Annotated in this window: 17 protein-coding genes and 1 pseudogene; 3 read left to right on the top strand and 15 right to left on the bottom strand. The window is 74.0% G+C overall.

Going from position 1 to position 19,986, the window contains the following annotated elements; all coding sequences use genetic code 11:
- Positions 1-56: 56 nt before the first annotated feature.
- From VGD70_RS35130 to VGD70_RS35100, 7 genes and pseudogenes are all read right to left on the bottom strand, one after another.
- Positions 57-224, bottom strand: a complete 168-nt coding sequence (locus VGD70_RS35130; protein ID WP_331089211.1) for a DUF2795 domain-containing protein — start codon at positions 222-224, stop codon at positions 57-59.
- 72 nt (positions 225-296) lie between these two features.
- Positions 297-1,595 (bottom strand): annotated as a pseudogene (locus tag VGD70_RS35125) (UDP-glucose dehydrogenase family protein); the annotation flags it as partial.
- The gene (locus tag VGD70_RS35120; RefSeq protein WP_331089161.1) at positions 1,588-2,538 is read right to left on the bottom strand and encodes a glycosyltransferase family 9 protein; all 951 of its coding nucleotides are present in this window, start codon (positions 2,536-2,538) and stop codon (positions 1,588-1,590) included. The pseudogene VGD70_RS35125 and the gene VGD70_RS35120, both read right to left, overlap by 8 nt.
- Positions 2,529-3,218: an SDR family oxidoreductase gene (locus VGD70_RS35115; RefSeq protein WP_331089159.1), complete on the bottom strand. Its 690-nt coding sequence runs from the start codon at positions 3,216-3,218 to the stop codon at positions 2,529-2,531. The genes VGD70_RS35120 and VGD70_RS35115 overlap by 10 nt, the downstream gene beginning before the upstream one ends.
- The gene (locus VGD70_RS35110) at positions 3,215-4,699 is read right to left on the bottom strand and encodes an HAD-IIIA family hydrolase (protein ID WP_331089157.1); all 1,485 of its coding nucleotides are present in this window, start codon (positions 4,697-4,699) and stop codon (positions 3,215-3,217) included. The genes VGD70_RS35115 and VGD70_RS35110 overlap by 4 nt, the downstream gene beginning before the upstream one ends.
- Positions 4,696-6,321 (bottom strand): carbamoyltransferase family protein, encoded by a 1,626-nt coding sequence (locus VGD70_RS35105; protein WP_331089155.1) that lies wholly within the window; start codon positions 6,319-6,321, stop codon positions 4,696-4,698. Before VGD70_RS35105 ends, VGD70_RS35110 begins: the two co-directional genes overlap by 4 nt.
- Positions 6,322-6,392: 71 nt before the next feature.
- Positions 6,393-6,599, bottom strand: a complete 207-nt coding sequence (locus VGD70_RS35100; RefSeq protein ID WP_331089154.1) for a hypothetical protein — start codon at positions 6,597-6,599, stop codon at positions 6,393-6,395.
- A gap of 132 nt (positions 6,600-6,731) precedes the next feature.
- Between VGD70_RS35100 and VGD70_RS35095 the strand changes: the two genes are divergently transcribed.
- On the top strand, positions 6,732-7,892 hold the full coding sequence (locus VGD70_RS35095; protein WP_414638135.1) for a carboxylate-amine ligase: 1,161 nt from the start codon (positions 6,732-6,734) through the stop codon (positions 7,890-7,892).
- Positions 7,885-8,880, top strand: a complete 996-nt coding sequence (locus VGD70_RS35090; protein WP_331089152.1) for an iron-containing redox enzyme family protein — start codon at positions 7,885-7,887, stop codon at positions 8,878-8,880. The genes VGD70_RS35095 and VGD70_RS35090 overlap by 8 nt, the downstream gene beginning before the upstream one ends.
- Before the next feature lie 6 nt (positions 8,881-8,886).
- Here VGD70_RS35090 and VGD70_RS35085 read toward each other — a convergent pair whose 3' ends face one another.
- The 4 genes from VGD70_RS35085 to VGD70_RS35070 all read right to left on the bottom strand — a co-directional run bounded on the left by VGD70_RS35085 (position 8,887) and on the right by VGD70_RS35070 (position 12,477).
- Positions 8,887-9,036, bottom strand: a complete 150-nt coding sequence (locus tag VGD70_RS35085; RefSeq protein ID WP_331089207.1) for a CDGSH iron-sulfur domain-containing protein — start codon at positions 9,034-9,036, stop codon at positions 8,887-8,889.
- Between the two features lie 34 nt (positions 9,037-9,070).
- Positions 9,071-9,718 carry a HemK2/MTQ2 family protein methyltransferase gene (locus VGD70_RS35080; RefSeq protein WP_331089150.1) on the bottom strand — a complete coding sequence of 216 codons (648 nt, stop codon included), beginning with the start codon at positions 9,716-9,718 and terminating at the stop codon, positions 9,071-9,073.
- Between the two features lie 180 nt (positions 9,719-9,898).
- Positions 9,899-12,013, bottom strand: coding sequence for a catalase (locus VGD70_RS35075; protein ID WP_331089148.1), 2,115 nt, complete (start codon positions 12,011-12,013; stop codon positions 9,899-9,901).
- Positions 12,014-12,075: 62 nt separating this feature from the next.
- Positions 12,076-12,477, bottom strand: a complete 402-nt coding sequence (locus VGD70_RS35070; RefSeq protein WP_331089146.1) for an STAS domain-containing protein — start codon at positions 12,475-12,477, stop codon at positions 12,076-12,078.
- Between the two features lie 213 nt (positions 12,478-12,690).
- Between VGD70_RS35070 and VGD70_RS35065 the strand changes: the two genes are divergently transcribed.
- The gene (locus VGD70_RS35065; protein WP_331089144.1) at positions 12,691-14,280 is read left to right on the top strand and encodes an ATP-binding protein; all 1,590 of its coding nucleotides are present in this window, start codon (positions 12,691-12,693) and stop codon (positions 14,278-14,280) included.
- Positions 14,281-14,433: 153 nt separating this feature from the next.
- Here the strand turns inward: VGD70_RS35065 and nrfD are convergent, their stop codons facing one another.
- From nrfD to VGD70_RS35045, 4 genes are all read right to left on the bottom strand, one after another.
- Positions 14,434-15,519, bottom strand: coding sequence for an NrfD/PsrC family molybdoenzyme membrane anchor subunit (nrfD, locus tag VGD70_RS35060; RefSeq protein ID WP_331089142.1), 1,086 nt, complete (start codon positions 15,517-15,519; stop codon positions 14,434-14,436).
- Entirely contained in the window at positions 15,516-16,328 is an 813-nt protein-coding gene (locus tag VGD70_RS35055) for a 4Fe-4S dicluster domain-containing protein (RefSeq protein WP_331089205.1), read from the bottom strand. Before VGD70_RS35055 ends, nrfD begins: the two co-directional genes overlap by 4 nt.
- 5 nt (positions 16,329-16,333) lie before the next feature.
- Complete coding sequence (gene fdh / locus VGD70_RS35050) at positions 16,334-19,570, bottom strand: formate dehydrogenase (protein WP_331089140.1); 3,237 nt, start codon at positions 19,568-19,570, stop codon at positions 16,334-16,336.
- Positions 19,571-19,697: 127 nt separating this feature from the next.
- Positions 19,698-19,934, bottom strand: coding sequence for a hypothetical protein (locus tag VGD70_RS35045; RefSeq protein WP_331089138.1), 237 nt, complete (start codon positions 19,932-19,934; stop codon positions 19,698-19,700).
- Positions 19,935-19,986 lie beyond the last annotated feature (52 nt).

The raw sequence follows: 19,986 nt of genomic DNA, 5'->3' as shown, positions 1-19,986 counted from the left end.
ACGAGACAGGCCTTGGCCCGGCCCGGCCCGGGCTGGGCCGGGCTGGGCCAGGCCGCTCAGGTGTTCGCGTACTCCTTGCTCACCGCGTTCGGGCCGTCGTAGCTGCGGTTCGGCAGGGCCTCCAGGTGCTGGATGACCTCGTCGGGGGCGCCCTGGCTGCGCGCGTGCTCGATCAGGCCGTCGCGGTCCACCGGGTAGTCGATGCCTGACAGGTACTTCTGCATCTCGATGGGATTCGGTGCCATGGTCGGGTCTCCTCTCTCCGGGCTCGGCCCGCGGCATACCCGGCCGCTGGGCGGCGAAACGCCCAGCCCGACCCACGTGATCCCGTGCGCGGCAAGCGCTGCGCGGTCCAGCAGGTTCCGCGTGTCGACCACGACGGGACGCTCGGCCACCGTCGCCAGCTGGGGCCAGTCCAGATCGCGGAACTCCGGCCACTCGGTCAGCAGCACGATCCCCGCCGCCTCCTTGGCGACGAGGTACGGGTCGTCCACCACCTGCACGGGGCCCACGTCCGGCGCCGAGCCCGCCCGGATCGCCGGGTCGTACCCGGTCAGCTGGGCACCGGCCGCCGCCAGCAACGCGGCCACCGCCAGCGCGGGGGAGTGCCGCACGTCATCCGTGCCGGCCTTGAACGTCAACCCGAGCAACCCCAGCCGCACGCCGGCCAGCGAACCCGACGCGGACCCCGTCACGGCCGCCCGCACCTTCGTCACCACGCGCTCCTGCTGGTGCGCGTTCGCCTCGACGGCCGCGACCAGCAACCCGGGATCGACCCCGAACCGGCGCGCCGACGACACCAGCGCCGCCGTGTCCTTCGGCAGGCACGAACCACCCCAGCCCGGCCCCGGCTCGGTGAACGCGTCCCCGATCCGCTCGTCGAGGCCCATCGCCGTCGTCACCTGGCCGATGTCCGCGCCCACCCGCTCGCACAGCTCGGCCAGCACGTTGACATACGACAGCTTCAGCGCCAGGAACGCGTTGCTCGCGTACTTCCCGAGCTCCGCGCTCGCCGGGTCGGTGCGCACCACCGGCGCCGGGATCCCGCGGTACAGCTCCACCACCCGCTCCGCCGCCGCGTCCTCCGCCGCGCCGACCACGATCCGGTCCGGGTGCAGGAAGTCCCGCACGGCGTGCCCCTCGCGCAGGAACTCCGGGTTGCTCACCAGACCCACGTCGGCGCGCCCCAGCAGCTCGTTGACCCGCGCGGTGGTCCCCACCGGCACCGTCGACTTGATCGCGACCACCGCACCCACCGGCAGCACCCCGGCCAGCGCGTCGAGTGCCGCACGCAACGCGCCCAGGTCGGCCACCCCGCCGTCGCCCATCGGGGTCGGCACGCACAGCACCACGACCCGCGCGCCGCCGAGGTCGGCCACGTCGGTGCTGAACGACAGCGTGCCCGTCGCGAGCCCGCGGCCCACCAGCTCGGCCAGCCCCGGCTCGGCGATCGGCACCTTGCCGCGGTTGAGCGCCACCACCCGGGCCGGGTCCACGTCCACGCAGCGCACCCGGTGGTCCAGGTGCGCGAGGCAGGCGGCCGTGGTGAGCCCGACGTATCCGGCGCCGACCACGCCGACCGGTCCGCTACCCATGCCTGCTCCCTCCTACGGGGACGGGTGGCACAGCGGCCAGCACGTCCTGGGCGGACAGCGCGAGCAGGCCCGGGTCCGGGACCGGGCCGAACGGGTCACCGACCCGGCCAGTCCACAGTGGACGATGCTGGGGCCGGCCGGGTGGCGGGCCCCAGCGCGCCGGCGGGGTCGGGCCGAACAGCACGACCGACGGCGTGCCGTAGGCCGTGGCGAGGTGGCCGACCCCGGTGTCACCACACACGACGAGCGCGGCGTCGGCGACCAGGGCGGCCAGCTCGGCGAGCCCGGTGCCGCCCGCGAGCACGTCCCGCAGGGGCAGCTCGGCCTCGATCGCGACCTGGGTGGCCAGCTCGTGCTCGGCCTCGCTGCCGGTGATCACCACCCGGTGCCCGCCTGCGGCGAACGTCCGGGCCACCTCGGCGAAGCGCGCCGGCGGCCAGCGCCGGGCGGGGAACGCCGCCCCGGGGTGGATCACCACCGCGCCGGGCGCGGGGCTCGGCGACGCGGGCCGGTGCAGCGCGAGGTCGCCGGGGTCGGCCGCGATGCCGTGCGCGTCGAGCAGCCGGCACCACCGGTCGACCTCGTGCCCGCCGTCGGGCCACCGTGGCCCGGCGACGTCCGGGAGGTCGTGGTGCCGGTGGGTCACCAGCCGGTCCGGCCGGGTGGCCCGCAGGTCGGCGATGCTCTCCGGGCCGCTGCCGTGCAGGTTCACCGCCACCTTCGGCCGGTCGCGACGCCAGCGCAGCGCGCCCAGCCCGGGCGTGGGCAGCAGCTCGTCGACCGCGCCGGTGAGCGGGACCAGCTCGGCCAGGCTCGCCGGCGCGGCCAGCACGAGGTGGTCGGCCGGGAAGGCCCGGCGCAGCCCACGCAGCGCGGGCACGGCCACCAGCAGGTCGCCGATGCCCAGCGCGCGCAGCACCAGGACCTCCCTCGTCACGGCCACGAGGATTCCTCCGAGGGACACACGACGAGCTCGCGCACCTCGCAGCCGGGTGGCTGGCGCAGCGCGAACAGCACGGTCTCGGCGACGTTGCGCGGGTCGTTGAGCTTGGCGTCGGCCGGCGGCTTGTACTTCTCGTCGCGGTCGTCGAAGAACGCGGTGTGCATGCCGCCGGGGACGAGCATGGTCACGCCGACCCGGCCCGCGGTCTCCGCGGCGAGCGCGCGGGTGAAGCCGACCACGCCGAACTTCGAGGCGCAGTAGGCGGTCGCGTCGCTCACCGCCTTGAGGCCCAGCGTCGACGCGCAGGTCACGACCTTGCCGTGGGAGCGCTCCAGGTAGGGCAGCGCCGCGCGCACGACGGCGGCGGTGCCGAGCAGGTTCACCTTCACCACCCGCTCCCAGTCCTGTGTGGACACACCGGTGAGCGGCCCGCACGCGTCGGTGCCGCCGGGGGTGAACACGGCGTCCAGCGCGCCGCCCGCGCGCTCGACGAGCTCGGCGACGGCCGCCTCGGTGGCCGCGCTGTCGGCGAGGTCGGCGAGGACGTGCTCGACGTCGGCCGGCGGCGCCACCCGGTCGATGACCAGCGGCGTACCGCCCGCGTCGCGCACGGCCTCCACGGTCGCGGCGCCGAGGCCGGAAGCCCCGCCGGTGATCAGCACGGTGCCCAGGTCCTTCATGTCGTTGCCTCCTCGGTTCCCGCGATGGCCAGCTCCACGGCCTCGGTGAGAGTCGTCGCGACGAGCCCGGCCCGCCGCACCTCGTCGGGCAGCGTGCGGGCGGTCGGCACGAGGATTCCGCGTGCCCCGGCCGCTTCCGCCGCGTCGACGTCCGCGCCCGTGTCCCCGATGACGACGCAGTCCCGCGGGTCCACGTCGAGCGCCGCGGCGGCCCGGTGGACCAGGCCCGGGGCGGGCTTGCGGCACCGGCAGCCGTCGGTGTCGCCGTGGACGCAGACCTGCCAGGTGTCGAACGGGCCGAGCAGCGACTCCACGCGCGCGTTGACCGCCGCGAGCTGCTCGGGGCTGATGAGTCCGCGGGCCACCCCGGACTGGTTGCTGACGATGCCGACGGCGATGCCGGCCGCACGCAGCCGGTGCAGGACGTCGGCGGCGCCGGGCACGGGCCGGACCTGCTCGGGGTCGTCGAGGTACGGCACGTCGGCGATGAGCGTGTCGTCCCGGTCGAACAGCACGGCGGCCGGTCCCGCGCGCCGGGTGCCCGCCCGGCGGACCCGCAGTTCGCCGGCCAGCCGGTGGGCGACGGCGGCCGGTGGGATCAGTGCGCTGGTGACCAGCATCCGCGTGATCTCCGGCCGGGTGCGTGGGCCGGGCTGGATCCGGTGCCAGGCAAAGGATCCGGTCAACGCCGCCCACAACGCGGCGGCGGCGCCGGCCAGCGGGCGGGTGCGGCGCGGGCCGGCCAGGACCACGGCGGCGGCCGCGCTCACCGTCGTCAGCGCGTGCCGGCCCAGCATCCCGGGCCCCGCGGCGGCGTGGTGCCGCCAGCCGGGCCCGTGCTTGTGGCGCATCAGCGCGTTGTCCGCGTTGCCGGCCTGCCGGCGCACGCTGGCGAGGAAGTCGCCGTGCGCGGCCGGATGCGTCGTCCGCCGCTCGCCGCGGCGCAGCTCGTAGCCGGCCGCCAGCACCCGCAGCGCGAGGTCGGTGTCCTCCCGGAACGCGCGCGGGAACCGCTCGTCGAAACCGTCCACTTCAGACAGCACGGACCGGCGGTAGGCCATGTCCGCGGTGATCCACCGGGCGGTGGCGAGGCCCGCGGTGCCGCGCTCGTCGTCGGTGGGCCGCGGGCCGACCGGCACGTGAATGCGGGCCTGTGACGCGCCGACCCGCGGCCCCACGTCGAGGTCGGCGGCGAGGTCCTCGGCCCAGGTGCCGGGCACGACCACGTCGTCGTCGAGGAAGGCGACCCACTCGGTGCGGGCCGCGCGCCAGCCCGTGTTGCGCGCCGCCGCCGGCCCTCTGCCGCCGGTGCGCAGCACGCGCACGGCGTGCGGCAGCGACAGCGGCGGACCGCCCGGCCGGTCGTCCACCACGATGACCTCCGCCGGCCGCGGCCCGGTGCCACTGTCCACAGCGGACAGCAGCACGGCGAGGCTGTCCCGCCCGGTGGTCGGGATGACCACGGTGTAGTCGAGCGTCATGACCGGCGCACCACGAACGGGCCGAGCACGAGCACGTCGACCGGGCTCGCGCCGAACAGCTCGAGGGCGTCGCGCGGGGTGTCGACCATCGGCCGGCCCGCGGTGTTCAGGCTCGTGTTGACGACGACCGGGAGGCCCGTCCGCGCCTCGAACTCAGCCAGCATCCGGGCCAGCAGCGGCTCGTCGGCCCGGTCGACGGACTGGATCCGCGCCGTGCCGTCCACATGGGTCACCGCCGGGATCCGGTCCCGCCACGACGGCGCCACGTCGTGCACGAACAGCATGTACGGGCTCGGAATCGGGCCGCGGCCGAACAGCTCGGGCGCCCGCTCGACGAGCACCATCGGCGCCACCGGCCGGAACTGCTCGCGGCCCTTCACGTCGTTGAGCCGCTCCAGGTTCGCCGCCCGCCCGGGATGCGCGAGCAGCGACCGGTGGCCCAGCGCCCGCGGCCCGTACTCCGCGCGGCCCTGGAACCACGCGACGATCTTGTCCGCCGCGAGCGCCTCGGCGGCCGCGACCGCCACGTCGGCGGGCCGCTCGTACCGCACGGCGGCGACGTCCAGGGTCTGGCGCAGCTCCTCGTCGGTGAAGCCGCGCCCGAGGTCCGCGCCCCGCATCGGCATCGGCCGCTCACCCAGCTCGGTCGCGACCGCCGCCGCGGCGCCGAGCGCGGTGCCGGCGTCCCCGGCCGCGGGCTGCACCCAGATCTCCTCGAACGGGCTCTCCGCGTGCAGCCGGGTGTTGGCCACACAGTTCAGCGCCACCCCGCCGGCCATCGTCAGCCGCGGCTGCCCGGTGCGCCCGTACAGCCACCCGGCCAGCTCCAGCAGCACCTCCTCCAGCCGCTGCTGAACGCTCGCGGCGAGGTCGGCGTGCTCCTCGAGCAGCTCACCGGACACGGTGCGGCGCGGCGCGTAGTCCGTCCACTCGACACCGTCCGCGTGGAACCCGCCGTCGCCGGTGGTGAAGATCCGCTCGCGCAGCGCGGGCAGGAACCGCGGGGTGCCGTAGGAGGCGAGCGCCATGACCTTGTACTCGTCGCTCGACCGGTGGAAGCCCAGGTGCTCGGTGAGGTCCTCGTAGCGCAGCCCCAGCGAGTGCGGCAGCGGCTGGCTCGCCAGCTCCTCCAGCTTGCCGTCGCGGTACTCGCCGGCCAGGTAGGACGTCGACTCGCCGCGCCCGTCGGACACCAGTAGCGCCGAGTCGTCGAACGGACCGACGAGCGCGCTGGAGGCGCCGTGCGCGACGTGGTGACGGACGAACCGGACGATCTCGGGGTCCAGGCCCGGCAGGGCGCTGCGCAGGAACGACGGCGCGCGGCGGGCGTAGGTGGTGCGCAGCTTCTCCCAGGAGGGGTCCAGGCCGTCGAGGGAGTGGTCGACCAGCGCGGGGTCGTAGGAGTAGCCGACGGCGTCGAGGTCGGCGGCGGTGAGTCCGGCGGTGTCCAGGCACCAGCGGGCGGACTGCTCCGGCAGCTCCCAGGCGGCGAACGGAACCGCGGGCTTGCCGTGCTTGCGCCGGCTGAACCGCTCCTCCTCCGCGGCGGCGACGATCTCGCCGTCCACGATCAGCGCGGCGGCCGGATCATGGAATATCGCGTTGATGCCGAGAATGCGCACGGCGCCCTCCGGGTGTGCTCGGGAAAATTCCCTCGCACAGCGCTACCCGGCGTAGCGGCGCCCAAACCGGCTCACCGCACGGGCTGGTCGGATGCCTGGGCAGGGGTCTCGGGGACGGGCTTGGTCTCGGTTTCGGACTCGGCCTCGGTCGGCTTCTCGGTCGGTTTCTCAGCAGCCGCCTGCTGCTGGGCCGGCTGCTGCCGCATGATCGGCAGCTCCTTCTGTGCCGCGAGCCTTTCGCGGCACAGCCGGGCGAGTTGTCGAGCGTGAACGGTCATAGCTGACTCCTCTTTCACAAGGGTTGTACCCCTGCGTGGTGCTCACCACACCTGATTTATCACTACTGAGACGCATGAGTACGTACGACGTTCCCTCGGTTGGCCGGACGGCCCCGGGGTAACCGGGGCACCGTGACCACCCACCAGGAGACCGCGGCCACCCACCAGGAGACCGTGGCCGACGTGAGCACCGCGGCCGGCTGGTCCCTCGGCGTCGAGGAGGAGTTCCTCCTGGTCGACCCGGCCACCGGGAACACCGTGCCCGCCGCCGACCAGGTGCTGCGGGTCGCGTCGACGCGGCCGGGCGCCGCCGCCGACGCCGTGCTGCACCGGGAGCTGCTGGCCACCCAGGTCGAGGCGGCGACCGGCCGCTGCCTGTCGCTGCACGAGCTGAGCGGGCAGCTGCTGCACGGCCGCCGCCAGCTCGCCCGCGCGGCTGGCGACCTGCTCGTGGTGCCCAGCGGAGTCCCGGTCCTCGGCGGCTCGCCCGTCGTGTCGTCGGGGGAGCGGTTCGACCGGATCGCGGAGCGGTACGCCGGGATCGTCGCCGAGTACCAGGCGTGCGGCTGCCACGTGCACGTCGGCGTGCCGGACCTGGAGACCGCGGTCGGCGTGGTCAACCACCTGCGGCCCTGGCTGCCGACGCTGCTCGCGCTGTCGGTGAACTCGCCCGTGCGGGGCGGGGTCGACACCGGGTACGGGAGCTGGCGGATCGTCGAGCAGTCCCGGTTCCCGGGCGCGGGCGTGCCGCCGCGGTTCGCCTCCGCGCGGGACTACACCGCGCGGGTCGCCCGGCTGGTGTCGGCGGGTGTGCTGCTCGACGAGGCGATGTCGTTCTGGCTGGTCCGGCCGTCCACGCGCCTGCCGACCGTCGAGTTCCGGGTGGCCGACGTGGCGATCGACGTCGACGGCGCGCTGCTGCAGGCGGCGCTGTGCCGGGCACTCGTGCGCACCGCGCTCGCCTCGCTCGAGCGGGGCCGGCCGGTGCCGGCGGTCGACGACCAGGTCGCGGCCGCCGCGGTGTGGTCGGCGGCGCGCTACGGGCTCGCCGGGCCGGCCGTGCATCCGCTGCTGGCCCGCCGGGTGCCGGCGCTCGACCTCGTCGCCGACCTCGTCGACACCGTGCGGCCGGCCCTCCTGGAGACCGGCGATCTGTCCACTGTGGAGGCTCTGCTGCGCCGTCTCCGCACGACCGGCACGGGGGCCGACCGCCAGCGGGCGGCCGGCGATCCACTGGGGATCCTGCGGATGCTCTCGACCTCGGCGCTGCGCATGGGAGACATCGATGCCTGAGCCCGTCCTGCCCCGGCCGCGCGGCCCGCTGTCGGAGGCGGTCGTGGGGGCGCTGCGTGCGCCGGCCGGTGCCCCGCTGCCGTCCGTCGCCGAGCCCGACCCGTTCGGCGAGGACCTCGCGGTGGCCCTGCACACGTGTTACGAGCTGCACTACGAGAGCTTCGGCGGGGTGGACCCGGACTGGGAGTGGGAGCCCGGGCTGCTGGCGTTCCGGCGCTCGCTCGAGCGGGCGTTCCTGGCGGCGCTGCGGTCGGCGGTGGCCGGTGGGGACGACGTGGCCGGCGTCCTCGACGAGCTGCTGGTCGAGCCGGTGCCCGGCACGGGGGTGTCGCACTTCCTGCGGGACGAGGGGCAGTGGTGGCAGCTGCGGGAGCACCTCGTGCACCGGTCGATCTACCACCACAAGGAGGCCGACCCGCACGCGTGGGTGATCCCACGGCTGCGCGGCACGGCGAAGGCGGCGCTGGTGGCCGTCGAGTTCGACGAGTTCGGCGGCGGGCACGGCGACCGGGTGCACGCCAAGCTCTACGCGGACCTGCTGCGCGCGTCCGGCCTGGCCGACGGGTACCTGCACTACTTCGACGACGTGCCGGCGCCGGCGATCGCGGTGGTGAACCTGATGTCGATGCTGGGCCTGCACCGGGTGCTGCGCGGCGGGATGGTCGGCCACTTCGCCGCGGCGGAGATCACGACGGCGCCGAGCGCGGCCCGCCTGACGACCGCGCTCCAGCGCCACGGCGGCACGGCCGCGACCACCCACTTCTTCACCGAGCACATCGAGGCCGACGCGGTCCACGAGCAGGTCCTGCGCCACGACGTGATCGGCGACCTGCTGGCCCGCGAGCCCCACCTGGCGCCGGACGTGGTGTTCGGCATCCAGGCGACCGAGCTGATGGAGGCCCGGTTCGGTGCGCACGTGCTGTCGGCGTGGAGGGCCGGCCGGTCGTCGTTGCTGCACGAGCTCCCCGACCACCCCGGCCCGGCCTGACGCGGCTCAGTCCTCGCGCACGCGGCGGCGGTGGCTCGTGTCGCACAGGGGGAAACGCTTGCTGCGCCGGCACGTGCAGACCGCCACCAGGAAGCGGTCCGCCAGCACCGTCGTCCCGTCCGCGCCCGTCAGCTCCACCGGGCCCTCGACCAGCATCGGGCCGCCCGGGACCAGGCGCACGCGGCGCGGGTCAGGTGCTCGGCCGGTCACCGCGGATCACCACCAGCTCCTCGGTCCGCTGGCCCGCCGCGAGCAGGCCCCGGGCGCGCAGCCGGGCCGCCCGCCCGCGCATCACCGGGCCGAACGGCTCGTCGGCCCGCGCGACGACCGACGCCTTCAGCCCGCCGCCGCGCAGCTGGTGCAGCGTCCGGTCCACACCGCACAGTGCCGAGTGGACAGTGAGCAGCACCCCGCCGGGCGCGAGGAGCAGCGGCGCCACGGCACACAGCCGGTCCAGCAGCGCGCGGCCGTCCGCTCCCGCGTCCCACGCGCGGCGCGGCCCTCGCGCCGGCACCTCGGCACCCGGCACGTACGGCGGGTTCGCGAGGACCAGGTCGAAGGACCCGTCCACCGCGAGCCCGTCGCCCCGCAGGACCCGCACGTCCAGGCCGCGCACGGCGGTGTTGAACCGGGCGGCCCAGACCGCCCGTCTGGACACGTCGACCGCGGTCACCGACCGGGGTGACAGGCCGCAGGCGAGCACCGACAGCGCGCCGGTGCCGCAGCCGACGTCGAGAACCGCGCCACCCGGGCGGACGCCCGCGAGCCGCAAAGCGTTTGACAGCAACCAGGTGTCGCCTTGCGGGCGGTAGACCCCAGGCGGTCGGAGAAGCCACATACGAGTGTCTACCTCGGACCAACGGCTTCAAACCCCGCTCAACCAAGGGAAGTCGGCCGCCGGCACGTCCGCCACAGCCGCGCCCGGCGCGCCGCCGTCGCCCTGGTGTGCGCCCTGCCGGCGAGTTGCCCGGCGCGATCAGCCGGTCCAGCACCGTGTCGACGACGGTCACGGCTTTCCCTACGCCGGCACCGAGTCGGTGGCCCGCTGCCACGCCCGGTGCTTGGCGATCTCGGCCGCGAACGCCTCGGCGAACCCGGGACCCAGGTCGCCGGCCGCGGCCGCGGTGGTGACGACCCCTTGGTCCGTAACGACGTTCGTGTCCCCGTCGTCCACCAGCCGCACACCGCGCACCCCCGCGTCCCGCAGCAGGTGCACGCCGGAGCCGAACGCGGCCACCGGCTTGTGGTGCTTGAACGCCTCGGCGACGAAGTGCAGCGCGTACCCGTCCCCGGCCAGCGCCCGCACGCTGTCCGGGCCGCACGGCACCAGCACCGCGTCGTAGAGCACCGACGCCATCGTCGTCATCGCCCGGTCCACGGCGACCTCGGCGCCGGTGGCGTCGCGCACCGTGCCGTCGACCGGCGCCAGCAGCTCCACCACCGCGCCGCCTTCCCGCAGCCCGTCGGCCGCGGTGGCCAGGCCGACGCCGTCCACGCCGTCGGCGAGCAGCACCGCGACCCGGCGGGTGGCGATCGTGTCGGCCGGCTCGTTCAGCTGGCTCAGCGCGGGGGAGCGCCGCCCGTGGTTGGGCGCCGGCCCGTCGTCGGGCACCGGCACGCCAACCCCGGAGGCCACCATGGTCGCGAGCTCGTGGTCGACGCGGGCGATCTGCTCGACGGCCCGCGCGCGCACGTCGGTGTCCTCCACCTTGCCCAGCTCGAACCGGAACGCGGCCACGATGTGCTCTCGCTCCACATCGGACATGCTGTTCCAGAACAGGGTGGCCTGGCTGTAGTGGTCCTGGAAGCTCGCCGCGCGCCGGCGGATCTTCGCGCCGTCGACCCGTTCCGGGTAGTGCGAGAACACGCCCTCGGACAGGTCGCCGCCCACCACCGGGCAGCCGCCGGACAGCGTGTTCTTGTGATAAGGCGCCCGGCCCCGGGGGATCGTGGACTGGTGGTAGCCGTCGCGCTGGTTGTTGGTCACCGGCACGATCGGCCGGTTCACCGGCAGCTGCGCGAAGTTCGGCCCGCCGAGCCGGATCAGCTGCGTGTCGAGATAGGAGAAGTTGCGCAGCTGCAACAGCGGGTCGTCGGTGAAGTCGATGCCCGGCACGACGTTGGCCGTGTGGAAGGCGACCTGCTCGGTCTCGGCGAAGAAGTTGTCCGGGTTGCGGTCGAGGACCAGCCGGCCGACCGGGCGGACCGCGACCTCCTCCTCGGGCACGATCTTGGTCGGGTCGAGCAGGTCGAAGTCGAAGGCGAGCTCGTCGGCCTCGGGGATCAGCTGCACGCCGAGCTCCCACTCCGGGAAGTGACCGGACTCGATCGCGTCCCACAGGTCGCGCCGGTTGAAGTCCGGGTCCTTGCCGGCGATCTTCTGGCACTCGTCCCAGACCAGGGAATGCGTGCCCAGCGAAGGCTTCCAGTGGAACTTCACGAACGTCGCGCGCCCCTGCGCGGTGACGAGCCGGAACGTGTGCACGCCGAAGCCCTGCATCATCCGGTAGCTGCGCGGCAGGGCCCGGTCGGACATCAGCCACATCATCATGTGCATGGTCTCCGGCTGCAGCCCGACGAAGTCCCACAGCGTGTCGTGCGCGGAGGCCGCCTGCGGGATCTCGTTGTGCGGCTCGGGCTTCACCGCGTGCACGAAGTCGGGGAACTTGATGCCGTCCTGGATGAAGAACACCGGCATGTTGTTGCCGACCAGGTCGTAGTTGCCCTGCCGGGTGTAGAACTTGGTGGCGAACCCGCGCACGTCGCGCACGGTGTCGGCGGAGCCCCGGGAGCCGGCGACGGTGGAGAAGCGCACGAAAACCGGGGTGCGGACGCCGGGGTCGGTGAGGAACTCCGCGCAGGTGACGTCGGCGAGCGAGCTGTCGTACGGGGCGAAGTGGCCGTAGGCGCCCGCGCCGCGCGCGTGCACCACCCGTTCGGGGATGCGCTCGTGGTCGAAGTGGGTGATCTTCTCCCGCGCGTGGAAGTCCTCGAGCAGGGTCGGCCCGCGCTCGCCGATGGTCAGCGAGTCGTCGGTGTGGTCGATCCGGACTCCCTGCTGCGTCGTGAGCGGCGAGGCGTCCGGGTCGGCGCGATGGGCGTCGAGCTGGTCGTGCTTCGGGTCCGTGGTCACGGCAGGCTCCCTTTGCCGGCGGCGGCATGATGTGCTGCCAGGCCTACCCGGAATCGGGGCGGTTAAGCGGATGCCTCCACGAGGTCGCGGATCGCGTCGGCGAGGGTGGGGTAGCACGGGACGAGCTCGGCCACCCCGCTGACGTCGAGTGCCCTCCGGGTGGCGCCGCGAGCGCCGACGACGCCGAACCGGCGCCCGTCCGCGCGGGCGGCGTCCGCGGCCGCCAGCAGCTCGGCCAGCCCGACGGCGGCGAGGAACTCGACCTGGGTGAGGTCGAGGACCATGGCCGGCGCGTGGCTCGCCAGCTCGTCGCGCAGGAGCGGCGCGGTGAGCAGGTCGACCTCGCCGCTCGCCCTGATCACCGTGAGGTCCGGGCCGTGCCGCTCGCGGCGGACGACGAGCAGCTCGCCGACCTCGGCACGGTCAGGTCTGGTACGGCCGTGGTGCGTGGCTCGATCTCGCATGAGTTGCTCCCCGAAGCAAACAAGCGGAGCACCGCGCCGACTCGTGAGCGGTGAGCCGGGGACGGCGTTCCGCCGTGGCGGACGCGTTCTCACTCGGCACTGGCTCGACCGGGCATACCCAGGGTAGCTCTTCGGGCCACCGACGACCGAACTGCACCCACATCGTGGAAGTGAAAGGGTGTGGGCCTACCACAGCGGTCGCTGGGAGTCGATATGGGTCAGGAGCAGTTTTCGGAGGCGGCTCTCGCCGGGTTCGACCAGGGGCCGGCGGTCCAGGTGGTGTTCGAGGGACCGGACCTGGTCATCGCCGCGTTGAGTGCCGCCGGGCGGTCCTACCTGCCGCAGCTGCGGCTCGTCGGCCGGCCGGCGGAGGCACTGGCCGACCTCGGCGGCGGGCAGCTCGTCGAGCGCGTGCGCGAGGTCTACGCGACCGGGCAGCCGTTCCATGCGGCCGAGCTGCGCCTGGGCGAGACGTTCGTCAACCTGTCGATGGTGCCGTGGCGCGAGCCCGACGAGGGGATCCGCGGCGTCATCGTGCTGGGGGTCGACGTGACGGGCCTCGTGCGGGCACCCGCGCGCTTGTCCGGCGAGCCGTCCGGTGAGCTGCCGCTGCTCCCCGGCGTGCGGCTCGCGGTCGGCCCTGGTGACGGCTGGTTCGACGCGCTGCCGCTGCCCGACGGCCGGGTGGCGCTGGCGGTGGGTGCCGGGTCCACGGAGCTGCGGACGGTGTTGCGCGAGCGGCTGGGGAGCGGCGCGGACCTCGGCGCGGCGGTCGGGGCGGTGGACCGGTATGCCGCCGGCCTGCCGGGCGCGCGGCCGGCGAGGGTGAGCGTGGCGGTCGTGGACCAGGGCAGCGGCGAGGTGCGGTACCACACCGCCGGCCACCCGCCGCCGCTCGTCGTCTCGCCTGGTGGGGCGCGGTATCTGCCGGAGCCGGCCACCGGCGCGGCCGGGGCGGTCGGGGCGGCGACGCTCGCGGCGGGGGAGGTGCTGCTGCTCCACGGCGAGGGGCCCGTCGAGTGGTCGGACGAGGACCTGGCCCAGGTGGTGGCGGCGGACCAGGCCGGGGTGCCGCTCGCGGAGCTGCTGATCTCGGGGTTCGGCGAGGACGTGACGGTGCTGGCGGCCGAGCGGGTCGCGCCGCCGCCGGTGCTGGAGCTCGAGGTGCCCGCGGAGCCGTCGTCGGTGCGGAAGGTGCGGACCGAGCTCGGCGAGTGGCTGGCGGCGGTCGGCGCGTCGACGCCGTCCCTGGTGGCGTTGCAGCACGCGGTGGGCGAGGTCGTCACCAACGCCGCCGTGCACGCCTACCCGCCGGACCATCCACATCGGACAGTGGCGGTGCGGGTGGTGCTCGAGGAGAGCGGCGCGGTGTGCGCGAGCGTGGCCGACCGCGGCCGGTGGGACACGTCCGTCGACCCGGCCGGCGGCCTCACCCTGGCGCGCTCGCTGGTGGACGCCATCCAGGTGGACCGCCGGGACCCCGGCACGACGGTGGTCCTGCGCCACCGCCTGACCCGCTTCTTCGGCCCGCCGCCCGCGCCGCCGGCCGGCGAGTTCGACGTGGCGTTGTCGATGACCCCGGCGCCGCGCCTGTCCGTCCACGGCCCGGTGGACGTGGAGACGGCGGAGAAGCTGGCCGTGGAGCTGGACCGAGCGGGCCGAGCCGACCCGCTGACCGTCGACCTGACCGGCGTGACCCACCTGGCGAGCGCGGGCGTGCGGGTCCTGCGCGGGACGGGTGCCTCGGTGCACGCGCCGCCGGGGAGCGTGGCGCACCAGGTGCTGTCCCTGGTGCCCCACTAGTCCGCCTCCCCGGGATTTAAAGTGTGGGTTGCGTCCCGGCGAATGGTGGGGGTGTCGGGGTGGGTGGTGGTTGGGTGTCGTCACGGTCCCCTGAGGTTCCGGTGGTCGGTGCAGTCGGCGCAGGGCTTCACCCGATGATCTACGAGACAGGCCTTAACCCTTGCGGGCGCGCTGGGGGATCACGACGTACTTGGGGTCCAAAGTGGACGCGACGCCCGCGTTGTAGACGCCGAAGCGGGTGCACAGGCCGGCCGCGAGGTAGGCGGCGCCCGCGACGGCCGAGGCCACGCGGCTGCGGCGGCCCAGCAGCGACAGACCCGCGCCGGCGGCGGTCAGCGCGCGGCTCGCCTTGAGGAGGCGGCCGGCGCGGCCCGTGCGGTAGGTCTCGGACACCAGGCCCAGCGCGTGCTCCATGCGCCGCGAGACGACCAGGTCGGCGGCGGCGCCCACCAGGCCGAGGCGGCGGGCGGGCGTGGCCTCGGCGACGGGGGTGGTGGCGAGGGCGGCACCCGCGCCGCTGGCCAGGGCGCTGCCGGCGAACAGGATCGGCAGGTCGTGGCGGGCCTCGTGCCACGCGGGGGTGGCGGTGTCGGACAGGAGGACGGCCGTGTAGGTGCACATCGCCGGGCCGAGGACGCCCGCGGCGGTGCCGGTGAGCCGCCGGATCGTGGGCAGGCGGCCGGTGACCTCGAGCGCTGCGGTCACCGCGGTTAGCCCGGAGAACGGCGCGAGGATCCAGGACCCCACCGACAGTGGCGACGTCGGCTTGAGGACCCGCAGCATGTTGAGGAACCGCAGCGGCCGCCCGAGGTCGTGCACGAGCGCCAGCACACTGGCCGACGCCGCCCCGGCCGCGACGATCCGGGTGGCCCGCGCGAGCGCCGGCCGCCCGGTGGGCCCGGCCACCGCCCCCAGCGACGCGCACGCCCCGGCGGTCCCGCCGAGGAAGAGGTAGAGCGGCACATCCGGCTGCTTCCACGCCGGCGGCTTGACGATGGGCCGCCCGTAGTACGACTGGAAGCTGGCCTTGTCGACCATCGGCCGGTCCCGGCCCTTGCCCATCGGCGGCCCGCCGTCGCCACCGCTCGGCACCGGCTGCGGGTCAGCGGGGTCGGAGCCGGCTCGGTCGGCCGTCGGCCGCTCGTCGCCGGGCTCGCCAGCCGCGGCGGCGGTGTCGGCGGCGGCGGTGTCGGCGGGCGCCGGGCCGGTGCGGTTGCCCGGCACGCTCTCGTCGGTCATCGGCTGCCCACGAACGACAGGGCCACCGCGGCGGCCACGCCCAGCGCGGCGCCGGCCGCGCGCTTCCACATGCCCGCGAGGTGGCGGGTCGTCACCACCGGGTCCGGCGGCAGGCCGTACACCTCCGGCTCGTCGAGCAGGAGGAAGAACGCGCCGTCCCCGCCCACCCCGTCATCCGGGTCGTGGCCGTACAGCCGCGCCTCCGGCACACCTTCCTCGTGCAACGTGGAGACCCGCTCGGCGGCCCGGGCGCGCAGCTCGTCCAGCTCGCCGAACTGGATCGAGTCCGTCGGGCAGGCCTTGGCGCACGCCGGCTCCATGCCCGCGCCGAGGCGGTCGTAACACATCGTGCACTTGAAGGCCCGGCCGTCCTCCTCGCGCTTCTCGATCACGCCGTACGGGCACGCCGGCACGCAGTAGCCGCACCCGTTGCAGACGTCGGCCTGCACCACCACCGTGTCGAACTCCGTGCGGAACAACGCCCCCGTCGGGCACACGTCCAGGCACGCCGCGTGCGTGCAGTGCTTGCACACGTCACTCGACATCAGCCAGCGCACGTCGGTGTCCCCGAACGACGGCATCCCGATGTCCACAGTGGACGCAGCAGGCCCGGACGGGGAGGCCGGCGGCGGGACCGGCTGCTCGATGAACGCGACGTGGCGCCACGTGTTCGCGCCCAGCGCGCCCGTGTTGTCGTAGGACATGCCCAGCAGGTCGTGCTGGTCGGCGGGCACGTTGTTCCACTCCTTGCACGCCACCTCGCACGCCTTGCACCCGATGCACACCGACGTGTCCGTGAAGAAACCCATCCGGGTCACGGCATTCTCCTTTCGGCCCTCGACCGGTACTGCGCGACCAGCGCCCGCAACGCCGGCCCGCGCGGCCGCCGCCCGGCGCGGATGTCGCAGGTCGTCGCCTTCGACTCCTGGATGTGGGTGTTCGGGTCGAGCACCGCGGCGAGCAGGTCGTTGGCCGTGTCGCCGATCGTGATCCCGTTGCTGCCCCAGTGGTACGGCAGCCCGATCTGGTGAATCGTGCGCCCCCGCACGCGCAGCGGCGCCACCCGCGACGTCACCAGCACCCGCGCCTCGATGGCCGAGCGCTCGGAGATGATCGTGGCCCAGCCACCGTGCTCGAGCCCGCGCTCGGCGGCGAGCTGCGGGGACACCTCGCAGAACATCGCCGGCTGCAGCTCCGCCAGATACGGCAGGAACCGGCTCATCCCGCCCGCCGTGTGGTGCTCGGTGAGCCGGTAGGTCGTCACCACGTAGGGGTACACCGAGCTGCCGGCCGGGTGGTGCGGGTTGTACTCGTTGTCGTAGGTCTGCAGCAGCGGGTTGTGCTGCTGGGTGTACAACGGATTGTCCACAGGGGACTCGAGCGGCTCGTAGTGCGTCGGCATCGGCCCGTCGGCGAGGCCGGCCGGCGCGAACAGCCAGGCTCTGCCGTCGGTCTGCATGATGAACGCGTCCCCGCCGGCCAGCGCGGCCTGCGCGGTGGCGCCCTCGGGCGGCTCGTAGTCCGGTGGCTTCGTCGGCTCGAAGTCGGGCACGTCCTCGCCGACCCACCGGCCGGCGTCGGCGTCCCACCACACGTAGCGTTTCCGCTCACTCCAGGGCTTCCCGGACGGGTCGGCGGACGCACGGTTGTAGAGGATGCGCCGGTTCGCCGGCCACGCCCACGCCCAGCCCGGCGCCACCCACGACTGCTCCGAGCCCGGCTGCCGGTTGGCCGCGTGGTTGTGCCCGCCGGCGTAGACGCCGCAGTAGATCCAGCAGCCGCACGCGGTCGAGCCGTCGTCCTTGAGCTCGGTGTAGGCCGACACCGGACCGTCCGGTCCGGAGCCGTTGATCTCGGCCAGCACCGCCTCCGCGCCGGGCTCCGCGGTCGGACCGGACGTCGGGTAGTCCCAGGCCAGCTCCTGGATCGGCAGGTCGCGCGGGTCGGTGCTGTTCGTCAGCCGCTCCTGGATGATCCGGCCGAGGTGGTAGTAGAACCACAGTTCGCTGCGCGCGTCACCGGGCGGCTCGACCGCCTTGTGGTGCCACTGCAGCAACCGCTGCGTGTTGGTGAAGCTGCCGTCCTTCTCGGTGTGCGCCGCGGCGGGCAGGAAGAACACCTCGGTGCCGATGTCCTCGGTCGACAGCTCACCGTTCTCGATCTCCGGCGCGTTCCGCCAGAACGTCGCGCTCTCGATGAGCTGCAGGTCCCGCACCACCAGCCAGTCCAGCGCCGCGAGCCCGAGCCGCTGCATCCGCCCGTTGGCCGAGCCGACCGCCGGGTTCTCGCCGACGAGGAAGTAGCCACGACACTCGCCGGCGAGCTGGTTCAGCACGGTCTTGTAGGTGCCGTGGTCGCCGGTGAGCCGGGGCAGGTGCGCGAACCGGAACTCGTTGTCCGCCGTGGCGTGCTCGCCCCAGTACGCCTTGAGCAGGCTCACCGTGTAGGAGCGCATGTTGCCCCAGAACCCGGTCTTGCCGGCGTCCGCGGCCACGTACTCCTCGAGGTTCTGGTGCTGGTGCGCGCTCGGCATCGGCAGGTAGCCGGGCAGGAGGTCGAACAGCGTGGGGATGTCGGTGGAGCCCTGGATGCTGGCGTGCCCGCGCAGCGCGAGGATCCCGCCGCCGGGCCGGCCGATGTTGCCCAGCAGCGCCTGCAGGATCGACGCGGTGCGCACGTACTGCACGCCGACCGTGTGCTGGGTCCAGCCGACCGAGTACACCCACGCGGTGGTGCGCTCCCGGCCGGAGTTCGCCGTGATGGCCCGCGCCACCTCGTCGAAGTGCTCGGTCGTCACGCCGCACGCGTCGGCGACGAGCTCGGGGGTGTAGCGGGCGAAGTGTCGCTTGAGGACCTGGTAGACGCAGCGCGGATGCCGCAGCGTCGGGTCGAGCTTCGGCTTCGCCGCGATCGCCGCGCCGCCGCTGCCGAACTGGTGGGGCTGGGCGGCGTACCGGGGGTCGCCGCCGCCGTGCTCCTCCTCGCGGTCCTCGGTCCGCCAACCCTCCCGCGTGCCGGCCGCGGGTGCGACCTCGGCGTTCTCGTAGGCCCACGTGGTCACGTCGTAGTGGCAGCCGTCCGGGTCGTAGCCGGAGAACACGCCGTCGAGGTCCTCGGTGTCGGCGAAGTCCTCACGCAGGATCGCGGCGGCGTTGGTGTAGGCCACGACGTAGTCACGGAAGTCGAGCTCGTTCTGGAGCACGTAGTTGATCAGGCCGCCGAGGAACGCGATGTCGCTGCCGGCCCGCAGCGGGACGTGGGTGTGCGCGAGCGCGCTGGTCCGGGTGAACCGCGGGTCGATGTGGATGACCCGCGCGCCGCGCTTCTTGGCCTCGACCACCCACTGGAACCCGACCGGGTGGCACTCGGCCATGTTCGAGCCCTGGATGACGATGCAGTCCGCGTTGACGAGGTCCTGCTGGAACGTCGTGGCGCCGCCGCGACCGAATGAGGTGCCCAGACCGGGAACCGTGGAGGAGTGTCAAATACGGGCCTGGTTCTCCACCTGCACCGCACCGAGCGCGGTGTAGAGCTTCTTCATCAGGTAGTTCTCTTCGTTGTCCAGGGTGGCGCCGCCGAGGCTCGCGAAGCCCAGGGTGCGGTTGAGCCGCCGGCCCTGGTCGTCGGCGTCCTGCCAGGTGGCGCGCCGGGTCTCGATGACGCGGTCGGCGATCATCCGCATCGCCTCGTCCAGCGTCAGCGTCTCCCACTCCTTGGCGTGCGGCCGGCGGTACAGGACCTCGGTGACCCGGCTGGGGCTCGTCACGAGCTGCTTGCTGGCCGAGCCCTTGGGGCACAGGCGGCCGCGCGAGATGGGGGAGTCGGGGTCACCCTCGATCTGGGTGACCGCGCCGTCCTTGACGTAGACCTTCTGCCCGCACCCCACCGCGCAATAAGGACAGATCGACCGAACCACCTTGTCGGCGTCCTCGGTGCGCGCGCGGAGGGTCTCGGTGACGCGCGACTTCGCGGCGGGTCCGCGAGCGGTCTTGTCGGTGCCCGTGAGCTGCCGGTAGACCGGCCAGCTCGCCACCATCCGCCTGAGATCCATGCTCAGCTCCCCTCGACGCCACTCGGGTTCGCGATTCCCACGCTAGCCCCGCCACCGGCCGGCTGCAGCGCGTGCCGCGGCGGCGTGACCGCGTGGTCGGCGATCACGCCGCTGGGCTGTTCGGTCGTCAGTGCGCCAGCCGGCGGGCGAGGATCTCCTTGCCCTGCTCGGCGCCCTTGCGGCTCTCGGCCTGCGCGCGGCGGAAGAACTTCGCGAGCTCGGTGTCGCCCTCGCGCTCCGCGTCCGCGACATAGGTCTCCATCCGCAGCGTGTTGCTCAGGCACTTCTCGACGAACCAGATGATGTTGTAGTCCTTGTCCTTGGTGCCGGTCACGTGACCGGTCTCGGTGGTGCTGCTCACCATGCCTCCTTGGCTGTTGACTGGTGACTGGCACCAGTCGGCTACCCACCGATGT

This window comes from Actinophytocola sp. (assembly GCF_036402745.1).
Lineage (GTDB): Bacteria > Actinomycetota > Actinomycetes > Mycobacteriales > Pseudonocardiaceae > Actinophytocola.
This window is presented reverse-complemented; position numbering and strand designations above follow the sequence as displayed.

Coding starts and splice junctions, on each gene's coding strand:
- VGD70_RS35130 (WP_331089211.1), bottom strand. CDS start 224: ATGCAGAAGTACCTGTCAGGCATCGACTACCCGGTGGACCGCGACGGC.
- VGD70_RS35115 (WP_331089159.1), bottom strand. CDS start 3,218: ATGAAGGACCTGGGCACCGTGCTGATCACCGGCGGGGCTTCCGGCCTC.
- VGD70_RS35110 (WP_331089157.1), bottom strand. CDS start 4,699: ATGACGCTCGACTACACCGTGGTCATCCCGACCACCGGGCGGGACAGC.
- VGD70_RS35100 (WP_331089154.1), bottom strand. CDS start 6,599: ATGACCGTTCACGCTCGACAACTCGCCCGGCTGTGCCGCGAAAGGCTC.
- VGD70_RS35090 (WP_331089152.1), top strand. CDS start 7,885: ATGCCTGAGCCCGTCCTGCCCCGGCCGCGCGGCCCGCTGTCGGAGGCG.
- VGD70_RS35085 (WP_331089207.1), bottom strand. CDS start 9,036: ATGCTGGTCGAGGGCCCGGTGGAGCTGACGGGCGCGGACGGGACGACG.
- VGD70_RS35080 (WP_331089150.1), bottom strand. CDS start 9,718: ATGTGGCTTCTCCGACCGCCTGGGGTCTACCGCCCGCAAGGCGACACC.
- VGD70_RS35070 (WP_331089146.1), bottom strand. CDS start 12,477: ATGCGAGATCGAGCCACGCACCACGGCCGTACCAGACCTGACCGTGCC.
- VGD70_RS35065 (WP_331089144.1), top strand. CDS start 12,691: ATGGGTCAGGAGCAGTTTTCGGAGGCGGCTCTCGCCGGGTTCGACCAG.
- nrfD (WP_331089142.1), bottom strand. CDS start 15,519: ATGACCGACGAGAGCGTGCCGGGCAACCGCACCGGCCCGGCGCCCGCC.
- VGD70_RS35055 (WP_331089205.1), bottom strand. CDS start 16,328: ATGGGTTTCTTCACGGACACGTCGGTGTGCATCGGGTGCAAGGCGTGC.
- VGD70_RS35045 (WP_331089138.1), bottom strand. CDS start 19,934: ATGGTGAGCAGCACCACCGAGACCGGTCACGTGACCGGCACCAAGGAC.